Raw genomic sequence first — 19,322 nt, 5'->3', positions numbered from 1 at the left:
CGAAGCGTTAAACAGAGTGTGAGAGAGAAAAAGTGCTCTAGAAATGGTTTCTTGTAGAAAAGAAGAGCTATGAACCTTCTTTAATAATTTTTGGTTGTTCAAAGATAGGTATTGTAGGTAAGAAGAAGATTTTTTTAATACCGCTTTTGTGCAAAAAAATCTTTAAGCAGTTGAGCTGCTTCTTTTTCCTTAAAACCAGAATAGATCTCAGGTCGGTGATGGCAAGTTGGCTGCTGGTAAAAGCGTGGACCGTGTTCAATAGCGCCTCCTTTTGGGTCGCTGGTTGCATAGTAGAGACGCCGTATGCGTGCAAATGAAATTGCTGCTGCACACATAGCACAAGGTTCAAGGGTTACATATAGGTCACAATCAAGAAGTCTTTCGCTTTGGAATATTTCGCAGGCCATACGGATTACGCGCATTTCTGCATGTCCTGTAGGATCATATCCGGCTTTTGTGTAGTTACCAGCGCGTGCAACGATTGTTTTTCCGTGTGTGATAACGGCCCCTACGGGGATTTCATCTTTTTTTCTTGCCCATTGCGCTTCTAAAAGGGCTATTTCCATGGGAGTCAAAGTCATAGTGTTCTTTCTATTGAAGTGTAGGGGGATGAAAAATTCTCCATCGGGAGGATTACTGTAAAATGGGTGAGTTATGACTCTCTTATAACGAAGGGACATTATTTTTAAATGTTTAAAACTAACTTACAAGTAATCTAATACATTATTGCTGCTAAAGGATAGAAAATGACAAATGATTATGTTACTTCCTCTTTTCAAGGTAAGCAGTATGATGCAGGATGGCGATTTGCTGAATGTACAGGAAGAGATTGGTGTAAAGAGCAAATGAATGAAAACAATGAAAGTGAGCGGATTGCTAAAAGGTTAGCACGTGCTGGTGTTGCTTCGCGTCGTGATGCAGAAATGATGATTTTTGCAGGTCGTATTGTTGTTAATGGTGAAGTTGTGACGACGCCTGCTTTTAATGTTACCCGCTCTGATGTTATTAAAGTTGATGGCAAGCCTTTGTCTCCTACGGAACGAACGCGATTATGGCTTTACCATAAGCCAGCGGGACTTGTCACCACTAACCGTGATCCTGAAGGTAGACCAACAGTGTTTAGCAATTTGCCGAAAGAAATGCCTCGTGTTCTTTCTGTGGGCAGGCTTGATATTAACACGGAAGGGCTTTTGCTGTTAACCAATGACGGTGGTTTAGCCCGTGTCTTAGAACTTCCTGTAACAGGATGGGTGCGAAAATATCGGGTTCGTGCTCATGGAAGAGTCAAACAGAGTGCACTTGATAGTCTTAAAAATGGCATCGCGATTGATGGTATTTTCTATGGTTCAATTGAAGCATCGATTGAACGTGAACAGGGGTCAAATGTATGGCTTTCTGTAGCTTTGCGTGAAGGAAAAAATCGTGAAATAAAGAAGGTTCTTGGTGCATTAGGATTATCGGTGAATCGTTTAATTCGTGTATCTTATGGTCCATTTCAGCTTTCTGATTTAGAAGAAGGAGCCGTTCGTGAGATAAAAGGTCGGACGTTACGTGAGCAATTGGGTGAGCGTTTAATTATGCAAGCGAATGCAGATTTTGATGCTCCTATTCTTAAGTCATTTCCAAATTCTGCGGTTGTTGTAGTAAAACCAAGAGATAAAGATCTTGCTACTACCAATGATGGTTGGGTTTTTTCGAGTGGGAAAAATGTACAGCGCAGGAGCAGCAACTCTGTTAAGCACTCTCAATCACGATTGGGCACAAAATCTGATGAGAAATTTATGCCTAAGGATGAGAGCAATGAAGGAAAAGCAGAGCAGCGTTTTTTGCCTCGTTCGCGTCGCTCTAATGTTTGGATGGCTCCTGGTGCACGTCCACAGAGTGCACGTAAGAAGTCTTTCTATAGTGAGGAATCCTCTCATAATCATAAAAGCAATTTAGTCGGCAAGGAATTTTTTCATAAAGGTAAGGAAAAGCTACCAGAAGTTCAGTTGCACAAAGAGAAGGATATTCGTTTTGATCAAAAACGTGGTAAAAAATCTTATGGTGAAGCGCGTGTTGTTGGCAAAAAAGAGCATCTATTAAAGAAAGAAGAAAAGGTTGTAAAAGGCAATTACGATGAGCGTTCTTTTGAGAGTAAGCGAAAAGCTAAATCATTTGATGGTGCTGCTATAAAAAAATCTAAAGCGTATAGCGGTGATGCAAAAACAACGAAGCGATTTAGAGGACCACGTGCGGATCGTTGGCGGTAAATTTGCTGGGCGTGTTTTGTTTGCACCTGTGGGGCAGTCGATTCGTCCAACCAGTGATCGTACGCGCGAAAGCCTTTTCAATATTCTTGCGAGCCGAGAAGAACAATTTTGGACCAACAAACGTATTCTTGATCTTTTTGCAGGTACTGGTGCTTTAGGCATAGAGGCTTTATCGCGTGGTGCAAAAGCGGCTGTTTTTGTTGAAAATTCAGTTGAGGGGCGTGGACTGCTTCAAAAAAATATTGAAGCTTTTGAATTGCAGTCAATTGGGCGGATCTTGCGTCGTGATGCGACAAAACTAGGCAATATTGGGACAATGCTTCCATTTGATATTATTTGCGCAGATCCTCCTTATGGCTATTGTTTAGGTGAGCGTGCTTTTGTTGCGGCTGTGAGAGGAGGGTGGGCAAAAGCTGATACACTCTTTGTACTTGAAGAAAAGAAGGAAGCAATGATTCATTTACCTGATATATTTTATCTAGATGATGAGCGTTTTTATGGTGAGACAGCAATACGTTTTTATAAACTGCGATCATAGTTTTAAACTTCTGAAAATTTTCGTTTTTATCCGATAGGATGAGAAAAATTATTCTGTACATCTTTTTACATTGCACTTTTCTTATGGGGCGGTTGTTTGGCATGAAGAAGCGGTTGTTTTTTAACCAATGAAAGATGTGGAAAGCTTTTATACTACTATTTTTGCATAACTACTGTACAATTACTTGCTGGTATGCATGCTTTTTTCTGTACACAATACATCTAAAGATATATGGAATGGTTTAAATGATCTTCTAGTCAGTAGCCATAAAATTGCGATTTAAAGGGATTATTTTATAAATTTTCTGAGGGGGAGAGTATGGCTTATGCAAGTAATAAAGCAGATATTTACGATGCGATTTGTTCTCTCCGTTTACGACTTAAAATACTTGATCTCATTAAAAGAGCGAAATCTGGTCACACAGCTAGTAGTCTTTCCTGCATTGATTTCATTTATATCTTATACAAATATATTCTTCAAATAAATCCAACGCGTATCCATGATATTAATCGCGATCGTTATGTTCAAAGTAAAGGACATGCGGTTGAAGCATTGTATATTGTATTATCAGAAATGGGATATTTTGATCCTAAACTTCTCGATACTTATTTAAAATTTGGTTCAAATTTTATAGGCCATGTAACCAAAAAAGTCTCTGGCATCGAGCAAAGCACAGGCTCTCTTGGTCATGGCTTATCTCTTGGTGCAGGAATGGCTCTTTCTGGACAGCTTAATTCTCAATCTTACCGTGTTTTTGTGCTTCTTGGCGATGGTGAAATGACAGAGGGATCCGTCTGGGAGGCTGTACTATTTTCAGCGCATTATAAACTCAGTAATCTTATCGCAATTGTCGATAGAAATCGGCTACAAATTACTGATACGACTGATATCTTAATGAAAACAGAGCCCTTAGCAGATAAATTTACAAGTTTTGGCTGGCATGTTGTAGAAATTGATGGTCACGATATAACACAACTGAAGACATCGTTAGGATTACCTCCATTTCATAAGAACAAACCAACAGCAATAATTATGAACACGATAAAGGGCTCTGGAATTTCCTACATGGAAAATGACATAACTTGGCACCATAAAGTTCCAACAGATGAAGAATATAATCTTGCTGTCAATGAAATTAAGACAAAAATTCAATTAATGGGAGCATGAACATGGATAATTATCATCAAGAAACACAAACTGCCGTGAAGTTTTCAAACCTCGAAATTTTGAATAAAACTCTTATAGAAATAGCGCAATTTGATAAAGATATTGTTGTTTTAACAGCCGATTCACGAATATCTGGGAAGATTGACCAATTCGCAAAGCACTATCCAAAGCGTATTGTAGAAGTTGGAATTGCCGAACAAAATTTGGTAGGCGTTGCGGCTGGTCTTGCTTCGTGTGGAAAAAAGCCATTTGTGGTTTCTCAGGCTTGTTTTTTGACAACGCGTGCACTTGAACAAATAAAGGTAGATGTAGCTTATTGTGAAAATCCTGTTAGACTGATTGGCATTAGTGCTGGTATTAGCTATGGAGCGCTGGGGGCAACACATCATGCCATTTCCGATTTTGCTTCGCTTCGTGCTATTCCTAACATGCGCATCATTGCTCCTGCCGATAATAAAGAAACGGAGGCTGCAATTCTTTCGACGCTAAGCAATTCTACGCCTGTTTATATACGTTTAGGTAAGCATGCAGTTAAAAATATTCATAGAGATTCTTCAAAAATAGATATCAATAAAGCTTCTGTTATACAAAAGGGAAAAGATATTCTCTTACTTGCCACTGGTGAGACCGTTCAGATTTGTCTCGATGCTGCTGAAGAACTCCAAAAATATGAAGCTATACCAACAGTTCTAAGTATACCAACAATTCGACCTTTAGATGATGTATCTGTGCTAGAATTATGCAAATCCCACAAATCTGTTGTTGTCTGTGAAGAACATAGCATAAACGGAGGGCTTGGGGATACAATTGCCAGATTACTTATAGAACATAGCATTGTATGTAAATTTACATCGCTAGGAATACCGGATGAGCCGATTTGTAATGGAAGCCAATTAGACATTTTAGCAAATTATGGAATCAGCCGGTATGGTATAGCGAAAACTGCGTTAGCAATGAAATAATATATAAAAATGTTAAATATACTCGCCAGTTAAAAAATAATATCAATCACTGAGGATGTGAAAAGAAAACAAGACAGATAGGTATACGAAACTGCGCTTTTCCTATTTTTAATGAAAAAACTCTCTTTTTCCAAAGATAGTACAGTGCACTTTCCTCATGATTGCAAAGCATCTGTATTCACTAAACTCTCACGCGTAATCTCTTTAACTGTTTGTACACCGGTCAACGTCATAGCTACGCGCATTTCATTCGCAAAAAGATCAAGGAGATGAGCAACACCTTTCTCACCCGCTGCTGCAAGCGCGTAAACAAAAGCACGACCGATCATAACGGCATCCGCACCTTGAGCTATCATGCGCACAACATCAAGGCCAGAACGAACACCAGAATCCACTAAAATAGCCAAATCACCCTTTACCATCTTGGCAATTGCGGGCAATGCTTGTGCAGTTGATAATACACCATCAAGTTGACGTCCACCATGATTAGAAACAACGAGACCATCCGCACCAAACCGCACTGCTTCACGTGCATCTTCTGGATCAAGTATACCTTTCAAAATCATTTTTCCTTTCCAAAAATCCCGAATCCATTGCAGGTCAGACCAACCAATTGATGGATCAAAATTTGCACCAAGCCAACCAACATAATCGTCCAATGCAATTTTCTTTTTGAGATAAGTGGAAACATTGCCAAGATCATGCGGCCGCCCCATAATACCAACATTCCAAGCCCAATATGGATGGGTAAAAGCTTGTAAAATCCGGCGTAATCCCGCATAAGGTCCTGACATTCCTGAATGCGCATCACGATAACGCGCACCAGGAACCGGCATATCAACTGTAAAAACTAATGCGCGCACACCAGATGCCCAAGCTCGCTCTAATGCATCACGCATAAATCCACGATCTTTGAGCACATAAAGTTGAAACCAAAATGCACTTCCAACTGCCTTCTGGACTTCTGCAATGGGGCAAACTGAAACTGAGGATAAGGTAAAAGGAATACCTTTTGCAACGGCTGCACGTGCAGCTTGTACCTCACCACGGCGTGCATACATGCCTGTTAACCCAACGGGTGCAAGTATAATCGGTAAATTCAGTGTTTGATCAAAAAGCTTGGTTGAAAGATCAACTTCACCAACCTCTCTCAAAATTCTTTGACGCAGTGCAAGTGCTTGAAGATCTGTACAATTACGTCGCAACGTTTCTTCAGCATAAGCTCCACCATCGATATAGTGAAAAAGAAAAGGGGGAAGACGACGTTTTGCTGCTTTGCGATAATCAAACGTTGAGGAAATAATCATGAGTAGCACCAATATTCCTGAATGAAAAGTAAATACATTCTAAAATTAATAAGGATTAATCCGCACGCCTTCTATTAGGCGTCCTCCCAAAACACTCCATTCAGTAGATGCAGGCAATTAAGATTGCAACTCAAAAATTACATAAGTGAAAACAAAATCTTTATTGTTCTCCTTGAGATTAAGAATCTGTAGGTGCTAAATCATTAATCAATGACTTACAAACGCAAACGTTATTAACATGTACCCAAAAATCAAGAATTAAGACGTGATAATCGTCTTCTTATCAATGTCCTCCAAGAGACATTGTTTAAGTTATTGATTCTAATTTTAAAGCAAATTCTTTTTATAAACTATAATGATATTTCACATTACAGTAAAAAAAAACTATAGAGCCAACTATTGAGCGTAGACTACGAAATCTTCCTGTAAAGATGAAAAAGATTGTTAATAGAACAAATTCAACTTTTCCCATGTACTCAGCTGTTTTTTTTGTAGACTTCCTGCTAATCAGAATTTATCAAAATACGCATTTCTTGACGTACTTGGAGTGTTTAAAGAATTTTAAAGATGTATAAACAGAAAAATCTCTTTTTTCAGACATTTATTGTTCATAATAGATTGATTATACACAGAGAGTATGCTTTCTATAAAATTATAAAAAATATTATTTAAATTAGAGACAAGATACATTAAAAAATTATGTACAATGCAACGTTAGAATTTTTTAACTTTTCTATCACGGAAAACTTACTTTTTTATCATTTAAAGATATTTGATATGAAACAAAATACAGGATATCTTTATTTCGATTTTTTAAAATAGAGCGAGTACTAACAACTGATTTCGTATATTAAGTTTGAGAAATGAACAAACTGGTAGTGTATCATATTCATGAAAATAAAGTTCTCCTTTATTCAAATACGCGCTTCTTGCAAATATCTTATCGAAATCCATATTTTCAAACTCATTTAAAATGCTTAGATAACTTTAATCCCTGCGCTTGGTAATGTGATCCAGAATCATGTCCATAAAGTGCTAACGGTCGGTTAAGCATGTGTTCATAGATTAAACGGCCAATAATTTGGCCATGCTCCAAAATAAATGGGACTTCATGGCTACGCACTTCCAAAACCGCTTTTGCCCCTTTCCCACCTGCTTCCATATGCCCAAATCCTGGGTCAAAAAAACCTGCATAATGCACTCTAAACTCACCAACCAAGGGATCAAAGGGGGTCATTTCAGCGGCATAAAGCGGAGGAACATGGACAGCTTCTCGCGAGACTAAAATATAAAACTCATTAGGATCAAGAATCAGTTCCCTTTGACCACGGTCAAAAAGAGGTTCCCAAAAATCTAGAACTTGAGCAACAGCGCGTTTATCAATATCAATAACACTTGTATGGTGTTTAGCACGATAGCCCACCAGCCCGTTTTCGTCTCCCTTCAAATTAATGGAAAGTCCAATACCATCCTCGTTAATATTAGGCATATCATCCGATAACAGTGTTTCATCTCTATGCAAAGCATGCAGCTCAATTGCATTTAAATAACTGTATCCCTTGCGAAACCGGAGCTGAGATAAACGTGAACCAGTACGTACCAAAATTGGAAATGTTCGTGGACTAATTTCAAGATAAAGTGGACCATGATAACCCGCACAAATTTTATCAAATTCCTGAGCATTATCTGTAATTACACGCGTAAAAATATCTAATCGCCCCGTAGAACTTTTAGGATTGGCAACTGCTGATAAGATTTCTGGTAAAGCTAAATTTTCTAAAAGAGGAACAATATAAACACAACCTGTTTCCAAGACGGCTCCGTGTCGCAAATCAAATTCGTGCAACTTTAACCGTTCGAGCTTATCTAAAACTTTTACATCAAGCCCGGGCATAAAGGAAGCCCGTATACGATAAGCTTTTTCCCCTAAACGAAGATCAAGGCTTGCGGGTTGTATTTGGGTTGCATCAAATGGCCAAAGAGCTTTGAGAATGTCATTATCAATCAAAGCTTGTATATCATTATCTGCAAGGATACCGCTTACACGCGCCATATGTTTTGCTTTCCATTTTTACTTCATTTCTTTTTGGCTCAGATGATTGATTGGCGCAAGCTGTTTTAAGGTGATAAAACTATTCCTCTCTGATTTTGCCAATCAATTTTCTACTATAGTTAATCATAATGTCACAAACAATGAAACAGCACTTGGTACAACATTTTTTGAAAGTAAATAAGAGTTATTTTAAGGATAATATCTTACACACACTCCCATTCTTGAATGTTACACAAATAATGTTATCATAATTTAAAACTCCTATAGAATTTGCAGGAATCTTGTTATAATTTATGATGATCATACGCCATCTTAGCGAAAATATTATTAATCAAATTGCCGCCGGCGAAGTTATTGAACGGCCAGCAAATGTTGTCAAAGAACTTGTTGAAAATGCCATTGACGCTGGAGCAACTCGAATTGAAATTGTCACAGCAAACGGCGGAAAAAATTTTATAAAGGTGAGTGATAATGGCTGTGGTATTCCAGCAGATCAGTTAACTTTAGCAGTTTCTCGCCATTGTACCTCAAAAATTACCGATGACGTGCACAATATCTGCTTCTTAGGATTTAGAGGAGAAGCCTTACCCTCTATTGGTTCTGTTGCTAAACTTAAATTAACTTCACGAACGCAAGATGCTGATAATGCTGCTGAAATTATTGTCACAGCAGGAAAAATTGTTGGACCGAAACCGGCGGCCGCAAATCTTGGAACGATCGTTGAAGTTCGTGACCTCTTCTTTGTTACTCCAGCACGGCTAAAATTTATGAAAACTGATCGGGCTGAAACGAATGCCATTACCGATATGATTAAACGAATTGCTATTGCATTTCCGCATATCCGCTTTTCTCTTTCAGGATCAGACAGAACTTCTATGGAATTACCTGCTACGCAAAATAATACCCAAGGACAATTACAACGTATTACACAAATTATGGGTAAAGAATTTGCTCCAAACAGTATCACACTTAATGCTGAACGCGAATCAGTCCGTTTGACAGGGTTTGCTTGTTTGCCATCCTTCAACCGTAGTAATAGCCTTCATCAATTTGCTTATGTTAATGGGCGTCCAGTGCGCGATAAATTCCTCTGGGGGGCTATTCGAGGAGCTTATGCTGATGTCATGACCCGGGATCGCTATCCTGTCTCCATTCTTTTTATTGATCTACCACCCGCCGATGTAGATGTTAACGTGCATCCAACCAAAGCTGATGTACGATTCCGTGATTCAGGGCTCATTCGCGGTTTAATCGTTGGAGCAATTCGTGAAGCGTTACATAAAACGGGCGTTCGTCCTACTTCAACGCGTTCTGAAGCAATGTTGGCTGCATTTCAAATACAACAGCCATTGGCAAATTCAAAGAGCACTCAGCCGGCTTCTTCTTACAGCTCACAGCCCTATCATTTTGCATCCGCATCAATGATTCATCAACCATTGGATACTAATAGCTCTTTTGGTTTAAAGGAAGATGCGACTCCTATTATGGAGGGCTTAGATACGCCAAGTGGTGATGCCTACATTCCAAACACTATAGCTTCACAAGAAGAATTATCTTATCCACTAGGAGCTGCCAGAGCACAAATCCATAGAAACTATATTATTGCTCAAACCCAAGATAGTTTGGTTATTGTCGATCAGCATGCTGCTCACGAACGATTAGTTTATGAAGAGCTCAAGAATGCACTTTATTCCAAACCGCTTCCTTCACAATTGCTACTTATTCCTGAAATTGTAGAACTCTCTGAAGAAGACGCAACATGCCTTTTAACGCATAAAGATGCTTTGCAGAAATTTGGTTTAGGCATAGAACCATTTGGACCTGGTGCAATCGTTGTGCGTGAAACACCCTCCATGTTAGGAGAAATCAACGTACAAGCCCTCATTAAGGATCTCGCAGACGAGGCCGCGGAATATGATACGACAGATAATTTAAAAGCAATGCTTGATTATGTTGCAGCAACAATGGCTTGTCATGGTTCAATACGGTCAGGGCGCCTTTTACGTCCCGAAGAAATGAATGCACTGTTACGACAAATAGAAGCAACACCAAATACAGGTACGTGTAATCACGGTCGTCCTACTTATATTGAACTCAAATTGGCTGATATAGAGAGACTTTTTGGTAGAAAATAGTTACCACGCATTGTTTTGGCAAGAAAGAAATATTTTTTTAATTCACTCTCGACTTTATAAGGCATTTTATGACACTTTACTTGGATTATCTCTCATACAAACAAGAAAGGATTATGAAGAATGTTTTCTAGTAATGAACGCGAAGCAAAAATTCATTATTCTAATAATGGATATAAAATTATAGAATATGGAACTTATACCCTCTGTGCTGTTAGCGGGCAAAAAATCCCGATAGACGATTTAAAATATTGGAACCATCACCGCCAAGAAGCATATGCTAGTTGTGAGATTTCTTATCATCGCGAACTTGAATGCAATCCATATCTCAATCAATTGTTAAAAGCACAAAAAAAATAATTGGTTAGAAACAATAAAGCCCAAGGGTTGTTTTCAAAACTGCCTCTTAAAGGAAATGTTTTCGTTCTTTAAAACGTGCTATGACTTTTTCAAGTAGCATACGGCAGAAATCTTCTTGAGAAAAATTAACTGTAACATCAAAAACAACAAGATTTTTTAAATCTTTTTGTGCACTCCTTGACTGTATGCGTGCATAATCCTTAGCCGTTGTAGCTAGCCATAAATTATGCATTTTAGCCTTTTGTGCGAGATTTTTTAAATCTGTATCGGTAAAAAAATAGTGGTCCGGATAAGAGTAAGCTTGCACAACATGACCGCATAGCTCTTTAATTGATTGGAAAAATTTATCTGGATTGCCAATACCTGCAAATGCCAAAAATGATTTTCCTGCAACTTTATCAGATGCTAATGATTTAAGATGAGCGTAATGTACAGGTTTTCCAGTAGAGGTGACAAGAGAAGAAATTTTATCACGTGCATCTAAATGACCAATCAATAAAACACTGTCCATCAAAGAAAACTGTGTTTTTAATGGTACACGCAAAGGTCCTGCTGGGAAAACAGCTCCATTCCCAAAACCACGCATCGTATCTACAACAAGCAATGAATAATCCATATAAAGACGGCGGCTTTGAAACCCGTCATCCATTAAAATAAAATCACATCCTTCTTGCTTGAGTCGTTGTGCTGCCGCATAACGATCGGGTGATATAGCAACAAAAGTATGCCGTGCAAGTAAAAGTGCTTCATCTCCAACATCATGTGCATTGTCATGCTTCTCATTGACAAGATGCACCCCCTTAACTGTCCCACCATAACCACGTGAGACAATACCAGGTACGAAACCAAGCTCTTTAGCCACTTGGGTAAAAGCAATGACAACAGGCGTTTTACCTGCACCACCACATGTAAAGTTGCCAATACACAAAACTGGAAGATTGATAATAGGAGACTGTCTTGTCATACGACAGCGTGAAAAATAACCATATCCCCAAGAAATTGGTGCTAATAAAAAGCGCAAAAAGCTTTTATCTTTCCACCAAAAATGAGGTGCGTTAAACCTCATGTTCCCCTCTGACGCTGACTTAAACCTGTTTGTATTACAAGAGGTTGCAAAAATGGATCAAGGACCTTTAATGTGCGCTCGAGTGCACCCGCCATCCCCGTTGCTACTTCATAGGCTTTATCAACCATTTCTTGTCGCAATGCCTCATTTGTTAAAAGCTTATACACCTGAATAGCAAGCTGTTTTGTATCTTGAATCATATATGCTGCATCACGTGTTAAAAATTGTTCAAACATCTCTTGAAAATTTGAGACATGAGGTCCTGTCAAAATAGCTGAACCAAGCAAAGCCAATTCCAATGGATTGTGTCCACCGTCACCGCATAATGACTTTCCAATAAAAGAAACTTTCGATAAGCGAAGAAAAAGTCCCATTTCTCCAATCGTATCGCCCCACAAAATGTCCGTATTTGCATCTGGAACAGCATTGTTGCTTCTACGGATAAAACGCAAACTCTTATTGTCACATTTTTTGATAAGGTCTCCTAAACGTTCAGGATGACGGGGTACAATGATTGTCAATAAATCTGGCAAATAATTTTTAAGAATCCTATGTACCTCAAAAGCAATTTCCTCTTCCCCTTCATGGGTTGAAACAGCTGCCCAAACTGGGCGATTGCCAATAGCACTCCGATAATGCTCAAGTAATGCTCGGTCTTCAACTGGCAAAACATCAGCCTTGAGATTACCAGAAAGCGCAACAGATTTTACTCCAAGTGCATGGTAATAAGCTACATCTCGTTCGTTTTGACCAATAGCTAAGTCAATATGCTTAAAAATATGTCTGGCAAGAGCATGCCGTTTTTGCCAAGCTTTAAAAGAACGTTCAGACATATGGGCATTAATCAAAATTTGTGGAATGCGCATTTTGGCAAGTTCTTTAATACGTAGAGGCCAAATCTCCGATTCACAAATCAATGCTAAATCAGGCTTCCAATGACTGATAAAACGATGCACTGCCAAATCTAAATCCAACGGAGCATATTGGTGGATTAACCGATTACCAAACTGCTTTTTTACAAGAGAAGAAGATGTTACAGTGCAGGTTGTCAATAATATATTTATTTTCCATGATAAAATATAATTAATAAGCGGGACAAGAGCAAGTGTTTCTCCAACACTAGCAGCATGCAACCAAATTAATGGGCTTTGAGGACGTATTTCATAGCTTTTACCCAAACGCTCTTTTTGGCGGTTCCACTCTTCTTTTCCACGTACAGCACGAAGAAACAAATAAAAAGGTACAACAGGACGTAAGCAAAAGCCAACCACCCGATAAATTAAAAGAGCTGCACGTGCCTTTAGTTCCATCATTAAAACCACCTCATTCACTTATTTTGAGACGTCTGCGAGCTTTTTTATTAAACGATTTATCACTCCTGTTCATGAGATCCGATTTTTCTTTTAGCGAATAGCGAAACACCCCTCGTATTTTAGGCAACAAAACGCACTTTATTCATGAGAATGATTTAAAAAGCAGAATCGTAATTTTATGTCATGTTTTTTCAAGAATCTTTTCTCATGAAAACGCATGTATACAAAGTAAATAGAACAGGTAAATAATTTGGCTAATAAAATAATCTCTTTTCTAATTTTAGGTGTTTTATATTCACAATTATAGTATCTTTTATTAAGTTTAAGAACATTTTTGGCGTTAAGAGTTCTCGTATCCAGACTTGTAAATATAAGGCGTTTTATTTTGTCTTCTCAAGTCATAAACAAATTTAAGCCTTCATTTTTGCAAATGGTGCATTTATTTCTGAATGAACAAAGCCAAAAAATATAGCAAAAACTTTTTTACTTTAAGCATAAAGAAAGGATTCCATAATATACCGTGCATGCAAAAAAGTGATTAAGAAATAAATTATAAACGCTTTGTATTTTCACAATATTATCTAAGCTTTTCAATTGCAGATTTGTCCAATAAACAAAATGCACACGGTCCCTTCTATATAAAAAATTATACAAGCTATGTCTTTATCAGTGAATATTGGTTTTTTTTGCCAAAAGTATTTTAAAATACACTGCTCCTTTTTCTGCTTTTTTCACTCATCTTAAGTATAATCTAAAAAATTCAATCTTTTTTCGTTCGCATCATTCAAGAAAATAATGATCAGATATTTAAATTTTATTGTGTATCGCTCGTTTCAGTTTCAAGAAGGCGATGCAAGTCTACGATGTAATAACGTTGTAATGCATTATCTACACTTTTTTGTGCTTTCGCTTGCCATGCTTCTTGAGCTGATTGATAATCTGGAAAAATACCAACCACATCTAAATCATTAATATTCTTAAATTGATTGCTATCAAGATTTTTTAATTCCCCACCGAATACAAGATGCAAATACTGCTTTTTTTCGTTTGCTTCAGTCATATGTGCCTCCATATCATTAAGAAATTTTAGCCTGTTCTTTATGTGATTAAACTAACTTTGCTTTACGAACAACATCTATCATATCTTGACAGCAATTATTTTTACCAGCAATTAAAAGCCCATATTGATAAGGTTCAATTCCGTAAGATATAACAGGTGCATCAAACGATAGAAAACGCCCTCCGCATTCTTGTAAAATAAGATCAGCAGCGGCAATATCCCATGCATGGCAATCGGGGCGAACCAACACAATATCAATTTCGTCTTGAGCAACAAGAACAATACGATATGCAAGAGAGGGAATGTAGTGATAAAAACTGATTTGATTACGAAAATCCTCCGGCAATTTTTGAACTAGCGATTTATCAAGTGAAACTCTATATTTTCTATTGATCTGAGAGACCAAAAGAGGAAGCGCTATACTATTTAATGTCGCTCCTCGACCGGTAACAGCTGCATAAACGTCTCCTTGAGCTGGACATTGCACGACACCTACGATAGGACGCCCATTTTCAATAATCGCAACTGAAACACACCAATAGGTGCTGCCAGAAAGAAAACCACGCGTTCCATCAATAGGATCAACCACAAAGTAACGCTCATAAACTCTTTGTTCTCGATCATCTTTTGTTTCTTCTGAAATCCATCCATAATTCGGGCGCTCTCTAAGAAGCTTTTCCTTTAAAAAATGATCAACCGCAAAATCTGCTTCACTGACTGGTGAACTGCCTTCTTTAATCCAAACGTCCAACGCACACCCAAAATATTTCATTGCTAAATCTCCTGCTTCTCGACAAACATCAAGCAAAAGATTTAAATCAGAAGAATGATGCATTTTATTTTCCTGCAAGTGTCATCCCTTCAATTAATAAAGTTGGAGCTGCTGTACTATAACGCCGATCAATATCGTTCGCAGGTATTAAATGCGCCAACATATGGAGCAGATCAGAACCTAGCGTTACTTCGCTTACAGGGTAAGAGATTTCACCATTTTTAATCCAAAAACCAGAAGCACCGCGGCTGTACTGTCCCGTCACAAAATCAATGCCATGTCCGAATAATTCTGTCACATAAAACCCACTTTGCAAATCTTTTATCATATCGTGAGGTGATACTAAACCTGGTTCAATAGCAAAATTGGTACTCGCTGGCTGGACCAATGATGCCGAACGTACGCCATGACCATTGGTTTCAAGCCCTAATTCACGCGCTGAAGACGATGAAAGAAGCCAGTTTTTTAAAATACCATTTTCAATAATATTCAATGTTTTCCCCTCTACTCCCTCACCATCGAAGGGACGAGAAGCATTCCCACGCAATCGTAAAGGCTGGTCTGTCACATTAACATCTGGTTTCATCACTGCTTTTCCCAAGAGATTTTGTAAAAGACTTGTTTTGCGAGCCACAGATGCTCCATTCACCATAGATGCGATATGCCCAGCAATTCCACGAGCTGTACGCGGATTAAAAATAACATCTACAACCCCCGTAGCAGCCCGAACTGCTCCCAAACGTCGAACTGCTCCAACCCCTGCATTTCTTCCTACAGTTTCTGCTGCTTCCAAATCAGAAAAATGTAAGGCAGTTGTATAATCATAATCACGTTCCATTTCTGTCCCTTTACCAGCAAGTGCACTGCAAGAACGTGAAAAACCACTGGAATGATAAGCTCCACAAAAACCATCACTGGTCACCAGAACAAATCCGCTATGGCCATAAGATGTAGCGGCTCCACCAGAATTGCTCACTCCTTTAATATCAAGAGCTGCGGCTTCCATTTTCAAAGCATCTTCTGTTAGAAAATGACTGTTTGGAACAAAATCATCAAAAAGGTCAAGATCTCTAGGATGTTTAACCAGATACTCTTTATCTGCCAAACCTTCGAATAAATTATCAGGAGAAGCTTTTGCCATAGCAACAACACGTTCTGCTAGTTCGTGCGGACAAGCTGCTAAATTAGCAGAAACACTTGCTACTTTTTTTCCAACAAAAACTCTTAATGTAAAATCATTGCTCTCTGAAGCTTCTGTTGCTTCGACTTTTCCAAAACGAACCGATACACTGGTAGAATGTGCACGAACGACAACAGCATCAGCAGCATCTGCCCCAGAACGCTTTGCCGCTTCAACTAACGAAGTGGCTTTATCAATCTGGTTTTTGTCAGTCATCATAGGCTCCCTTAAATATTCATTATTTACATGGATAAGCAATTTGGCAAATTTATAAAAAATATAACTCTTATATACTTATATCTAAAAATTACGCATCATCCATGCACTTTTTTCTTTCAGCAAATCAAATAGTTTTTTTCGAAAAGACACAATATGTTGTAAATTTTCTTTAATTTCAACTTTCCAAATTTGCTTCTTTCATTTTGTAAAGCAAACACAATTTACAATCGCACCAATAACAGATTAGGAATATACTTAACTTTAACCTTAAATCCTCGAGTGTTCAAATAATCGTAACATAACTTAAACCACACGTTTTTTATTCATGAGGATGCAAAAATTTTTTATGGCTTCTTCTATAGCATTCTTTAATCCCGTTTTATGAAATCAGTGCAGTATTGATTCCGTACGATGATTTCATCAGATTTAAACGAATAACTGAAAAATGTTCCGTGGATAATTGAATTGTCAAATACCAACTGCTCAACTACCTCATTCTAATGTAAGCGATAACTCCTACATTATCTCTTCTGAAAAAACATCAAATTTTTTTTGAATGAGTATAGCTAGGGGATAGTTTTATTTTCAGTAAGAGCACGACGGCTCATTTCAATCATCGCATCACGAAGATGTAGCCTTATTTTTGATCCAATAATCATTCTAAATAAAGGAGAAAGTATGCCAGACATAGTTACTGTATGACGAATTTTATTGTTTGAAGAACCAGATTTTGTTGAACTAATATATTCATGATCAAAAGTCATTCGCGTAAAAGGAAGTTTAGCATAATTAGAAAAACAAACGTCTTTTATAACTTTATCAAGTGTAAAGATTACTTTTGGTCCTTTTTTAGGTTTCATTTGTCCTACAGTTCCTGTTTTGAAAGCACCAAGAAGTTCTACCCACTCAAGTTTGTGATCCCAACAAGGCCAAGTTGCCGCGTCTTCCCACATAGCCCAAATTTGCTCAGCACTTGCCTCTGTATTAATTTCTTCACTATGTGTCCATTTAAACATGAGGACTCCCTTTTTTACAAATCATTATGTTTAAATGCACAAAAGGATAATGTCAAAACTGTCATTAAAGATACAGTAACGGTAAATAAAATAAAGTATATACATAAGTTATTTTTTCATTTATTTTAGACCGTTCTTTAATCAAAAAGGGATATTCAAGTTTCTTAAAGAAATCTTTTAGACATTTTATCAGAAATAAAAAATAACAAAAAAGTTGAATAATTAGCCATTATGAATTCCCATTGCTTCGCAAATTCGGGCTGCATCGTAAGCTGTAATTTCAAAAAAAACTCATCGTGCTAACATCCCCAATGGGGGTTAGTTAAAAAATCAAGACCTTGAATCTCTTTTAAAATAATAGATTGTGCTTGTTTATTAAAAATAACATCTTTTCGAAAAGGTACAAAATTAGGCGCTTGCTCCATTTGATAAATGTGATCATCTTTAAATATACACTGAAACTCTATTGTTTGAAGAACCTGCCCAGTGCCTATTTCGTTCCGTGGACAGTAAATGAAGGCTTCATCTCCCTTAGATGTTTTTCGAAGTGGACCAGCTTTACCATGACAGACTTGAAGGAGCCAAATTCTGCTGCAAAGCGTGCGTGGGCTCGAGAAATTACAGCTATCCAATGTTTCATTTTTATTCACTATTCACTAAGTAATATTTCTACACTAAGTGAAATACCTCTTTTAAAGTGATCCAACAATAAAGATGGGCTTTCTGCATTGCTGAAGCTACAGGAGAGAACTGGGTATTAAATCTGTTATAGCTGATAAGCTGTTAATAACACTGTATGGGGAAGAAAGAAACTGAACAACAAAAAATCATAACATTTTTACTAAAATATAATCTCTCAAGAAGGTTTCATGAAGAGTCATTGAATTGAAAAAGATTTTAGGATTAATAAAATCTCCCGTATACACTGCTCTCTAGTACATCCATTTTTAAAGGAGATATATTCTATTTCTGCTAACCCATCTAGCTCACATTATAATTGCCATATCTTTAAAGCATAAAACGTAGGAGGTTCGATGTAAAAATCAAAAATACACGAGAGTATAAATTCTATTTTGTATATTCTTGAGTATTTGATAAAAACAAAAAACTAATGATTTTTATAGTTTTTGTTAACAACAAATAAGTGTATATACACAGATAATCTGACGGCATCACGTGTTAAAAATCATATAATAGTGTTAATGATAGTTTTTAAATTCCTGTTAAAATAGTTTTGAGGAATTACATAACAGTCAAAATGAGATTTTTTGATTTTTCCATTTATAATAAAGTAAATTGGCTAAAAATTTTTATGGTATACAAAGAGATCTCGTTATGTATCAAAAGGTAGATGAGTAGATGGGTTAAAAATAACTAGAGGTGGCAACCTATTATTTGTGTTGATTTTTAAATACACAAAACGGTGTCGTGTGCCGGCAGAACAAAATTTAGCAACGAGATTCAAGTTATATAAAGATGCGCACGGATGTATTGGTGTCTATGGCTTTTGATAATTCAATAAAAAAATTAAGTATCAAAGAAAATCTCAAATCAAAAATTAAAGGATGATCTGTCTTCAAATTTAGCACTGAAGTTACTGATTTCGACTGAAGCACGGTTGTATCCATTGCGCTATTTGCGTCTTGAACAAATTGACAAAAATATATGGATGACACCAAAAGAAAATATGAAAGGGATTATAAGGAAAGTTTCAGACTTTCGCATGCTACTAAATGGTGAAGCCTTAAAAGTTATTGAAAAATCTTTCTCTTTTAAGAAGGATGATTTTCTGTTGTCTGATCTTAAAAGCACACAATTTTTGATGCAAGTATGGAAAATATATGACAATTTGCGGCTTAATCTATCGTTCTCATGATTTGAAATCGCTAAAACTGTTCTTGCTCATTCAGAGTTCAGTGACAAAA

At 37.4% G+C, this 19,322-nt stretch carries 16 protein-coding genes; 6 read left to right on the top strand and 10 right to left on the bottom strand.

Annotated features, from left to right (window positions below; all coding sequences use genetic code 11):
• Positions 1 to 134: 134 nt before the first annotated feature.
• Positions 135 to 581, bottom strand: coding sequence for a nucleoside deaminase (locus tag J7R13_RS05020; protein WP_208437736.1), 447 nt, complete (start codon positions 579 to 581; stop codon positions 135 to 137).
• A gap of 264 nt (positions 582 to 845) precedes the next feature.
• On the opposite strand from J7R13_RS05020, the gene J7R13_RS05015 reads away from it, so the two are divergent.
• From J7R13_RS05015 to J7R13_RS05000, 4 genes are all read left to right on the top strand, one after another.
• Positions 846 to 2,252 (top strand): pseudouridine synthase, encoded by a 1,407-nt coding sequence (locus J7R13_RS05015; RefSeq protein WP_208437824.1) that lies wholly within the window; start codon positions 846 to 848, stop codon positions 2,250 to 2,252.
• Positions 2,233 to 2,790 (top strand): 16S rRNA (guanine(966)-N(2))-methyltransferase RsmD, encoded by a 558-nt coding sequence (gene rsmD / locus J7R13_RS05010; RefSeq protein WP_004858734.1) that lies wholly within the window; start codon positions 2,233 to 2,235, stop codon positions 2,788 to 2,790. The genes J7R13_RS05015 and rsmD overlap by 20 nt, the downstream gene beginning before the upstream one ends.
• Before the next feature lie 318 nt (positions 2,791 to 3,108).
• Entirely contained in the window at positions 3,109 to 3,957 is an 849-nt protein-coding gene (locus J7R13_RS05005; protein ID WP_208437735.1) for a transketolase, read from the top strand.
• A 2-nt stretch (positions 3,958 to 3,959) separates the two neighbouring features.
• A complete protein-coding gene (locus tag J7R13_RS05000; protein WP_208437734.1) occupies positions 3,960 to 4,919 on the top strand; it encodes a transketolase family protein in 960 nt (319 codons plus the stop codon).
• 155 nt (positions 4,920 to 5,074) lie between these two features.
• Here J7R13_RS05000 and lldD read toward each other — a convergent pair whose 3' ends face one another.
• Together lldD and J7R13_RS04990 are read right to left on the bottom strand one after the other, a co-directional pair.
• Entirely contained in the window at positions 5,075 to 6,226 is a 1,152-nt protein-coding gene (gene lldD / locus J7R13_RS04995; RefSeq protein ID WP_208437733.1) for an FMN-dependent L-lactate dehydrogenase LldD, read from the bottom strand.
• A gap of 964 nt (positions 6,227 to 7,190) precedes the next feature.
• On the bottom strand, positions 7,191 to 8,279 hold the full coding sequence (locus tag J7R13_RS04990; protein WP_208437732.1) for a 2'-deoxycytidine 5'-triphosphate deaminase: 1,089 nt from the start codon (positions 8,277 to 8,279) through the stop codon (positions 7,191 to 7,193).
• A gap of 296 nt (positions 8,280 to 8,575) precedes the next feature.
• Between J7R13_RS04990 and mutL the strand changes: the two genes are divergently transcribed.
• Both mutL and J7R13_RS04980 read left to right on the top strand, forming a co-directional pair.
• A complete protein-coding gene (gene mutL / locus J7R13_RS04985) occupies positions 8,576 to 10,414 on the top strand; it encodes a DNA mismatch repair endonuclease MutL (protein ID WP_208437823.1) in 1,839 nt (612 codons plus the stop codon).
• 120 nt (positions 10,415 to 10,534) lie between these two features.
• Positions 10,535 to 10,771, top strand: a complete 237-nt coding sequence (locus J7R13_RS04980) for a DUF2093 domain-containing protein (RefSeq protein WP_004858748.1) — start codon at positions 10,535 to 10,537, stop codon at positions 10,769 to 10,771.
• Positions 10,772 to 10,817: 46 nt separating this feature from the next.
• Here J7R13_RS04980 and lpxK read toward each other — a convergent pair whose 3' ends face one another.
• The 7 genes from lpxK to J7R13_RS04945 form a co-directional block, all read right to left on the bottom strand.
• A complete protein-coding gene (lpxK, locus tag J7R13_RS04975; RefSeq protein ID WP_208437731.1) occupies positions 10,818 to 11,837 on the bottom strand; it encodes a tetraacyldisaccharide 4'-kinase in 1,020 nt (339 codons plus the stop codon).
• Positions 11,834 to 13,150 carry a lipid IV(A) 3-deoxy-D-manno-octulosonic acid transferase gene (waaA, locus tag J7R13_RS04970; RefSeq protein ID WP_208437730.1) on the bottom strand — a complete coding sequence of 439 codons (1,317 nt, stop codon included), beginning with the start codon at positions 13,148 to 13,150 and terminating at the stop codon, positions 11,834 to 11,836. Before waaA ends, lpxK begins: the two co-directional genes overlap by 4 nt.
• Positions 13,151 to 13,964: 814 nt before the next feature.
• Positions 13,965 to 14,210, bottom strand: coding sequence for a DUF4170 domain-containing protein (locus J7R13_RS04965; RefSeq protein ID WP_004858754.1), 246 nt, complete (start codon positions 14,208 to 14,210; stop codon positions 13,965 to 13,967).
• A gap of 46 nt (positions 14,211 to 14,256) precedes the next feature.
• Positions 14,257 to 15,060: a 3'(2'),5'-bisphosphate nucleotidase CysQ gene (locus tag J7R13_RS04960; RefSeq protein WP_208437729.1), complete on the bottom strand. Its 804-nt coding sequence runs from the start codon at positions 15,058 to 15,060 to the stop codon at positions 14,257 to 14,259.
• Positions 15,047 to 16,378 carry a TldD/PmbA family protein gene (locus J7R13_RS04955; protein WP_208437728.1) on the bottom strand — a complete coding sequence of 444 codons (1,332 nt, stop codon included), beginning with the start codon at positions 16,376 to 16,378 and terminating at the stop codon, positions 15,047 to 15,049. Before J7R13_RS04955 ends, J7R13_RS04960 begins: the two co-directional genes overlap by 14 nt.
• 569 nt (positions 16,379 to 16,947) lie before the next feature.
• A complete protein-coding gene (locus J7R13_RS04950) occupies positions 16,948 to 17,397 on the bottom strand; it encodes an SRPBCC family protein (RefSeq protein ID WP_208437727.1) in 450 nt (149 codons plus the stop codon).
• Positions 17,398 to 17,696: 299 nt separating this feature from the next.
• Entirely contained in the window at positions 17,697 to 18,047 is a 351-nt protein-coding gene (locus J7R13_RS04945) for an EVE domain-containing protein (protein WP_246786285.1), read from the bottom strand.
• Between the last annotated feature and the right edge of the window lie 1,275 nt (positions 18,048 to 19,322).

This window comes from Bartonella taylorii 8TBB, assembly GCF_902825155.1.
Classification (GTDB): Bacteria; Pseudomonadota; Alphaproteobacteria; order Rhizobiales; family Rhizobiaceae; genus Bartonella; species Bartonella taylorii_A.
This window is presented reverse-complemented; position numbering and strand designations above follow the sequence as displayed.

Excerpts from the sequence above, each read along its gene's own strand:
- J7R13_RS05020 (WP_208437736.1), bottom strand. The coding sequence starts at position 581 with ATGACTTTGACTCCCATGGAAATAGCCCTTTTAGAAGCGCAATGGGCA.
- J7R13_RS05015 (WP_208437824.1), top strand. The coding sequence starts at position 846 with ATGAATGAAAACAATGAAAGTGAGCGGATTGCTAAAAGGTTAGCACGT.
- J7R13_RS05005 (WP_208437735.1), top strand. The coding sequence starts at position 3,109 with ATGGCTTATGCAAGTAATAAAGCAGATATTTACGATGCGATTTGTTCT.
- J7R13_RS05000 (WP_208437734.1), top strand. The coding sequence starts at position 3,960 with ATGGATAATTATCATCAAGAAACACAAACTGCCGTGAAGTTTTCAAAC.
- lldD (WP_208437733.1), bottom strand. The coding sequence starts at position 6,226 with ATGATTATTTCCTCAACGTTTGATTATCGCAAAGCAGCAAAACGTCGT.
- J7R13_RS04990 (WP_208437732.1), bottom strand. The coding sequence starts at position 8,279 with ATGGCGCGTGTAAGCGGTATCCTTGCAGATAATGATATACAAGCTTTG.
- mutL (WP_208437823.1), top strand. The coding sequence starts at position 8,576 with ATGATCATACGCCATCTTAGCGAAAATATTATTAATCAAATTGCCGCC.
- J7R13_RS04980 (WP_004858748.1), top strand. The coding sequence starts at position 10,535 with ATGTTTTCTAGTAATGAACGCGAAGCAAAAATTCATTATTCTAATAAT.
- lpxK (WP_208437731.1), bottom strand. The coding sequence starts at position 11,837 with ATGAGGTTTAACGCACCTCATTTTTGGTGGAAAGATAAAAGCTTTTTG.
- waaA (WP_208437730.1), bottom strand. The coding sequence starts at position 13,150 with ATGATGGAACTAAAGGCACGTGCAGCTCTTTTAATTTATCGGGTGGTT.
- J7R13_RS04965 (WP_004858754.1), bottom strand. The coding sequence starts at position 14,210 with ATGACTGAAGCAAACGAAAAAAAGCAGTATTTGCATCTTGTATTCGGT.
- J7R13_RS04955 (WP_208437728.1), bottom strand. The coding sequence starts at position 16,378 with ATGACTGACAAAAACCAGATTGATAAAGCCACTTCGTTAGTTGAAGCG.
- J7R13_RS04950 (WP_208437727.1), bottom strand. The coding sequence starts at position 17,397 with ATGTTTAAATGGACACATAGTGAAGAAATTAATACAGAGGCAAGTGCT.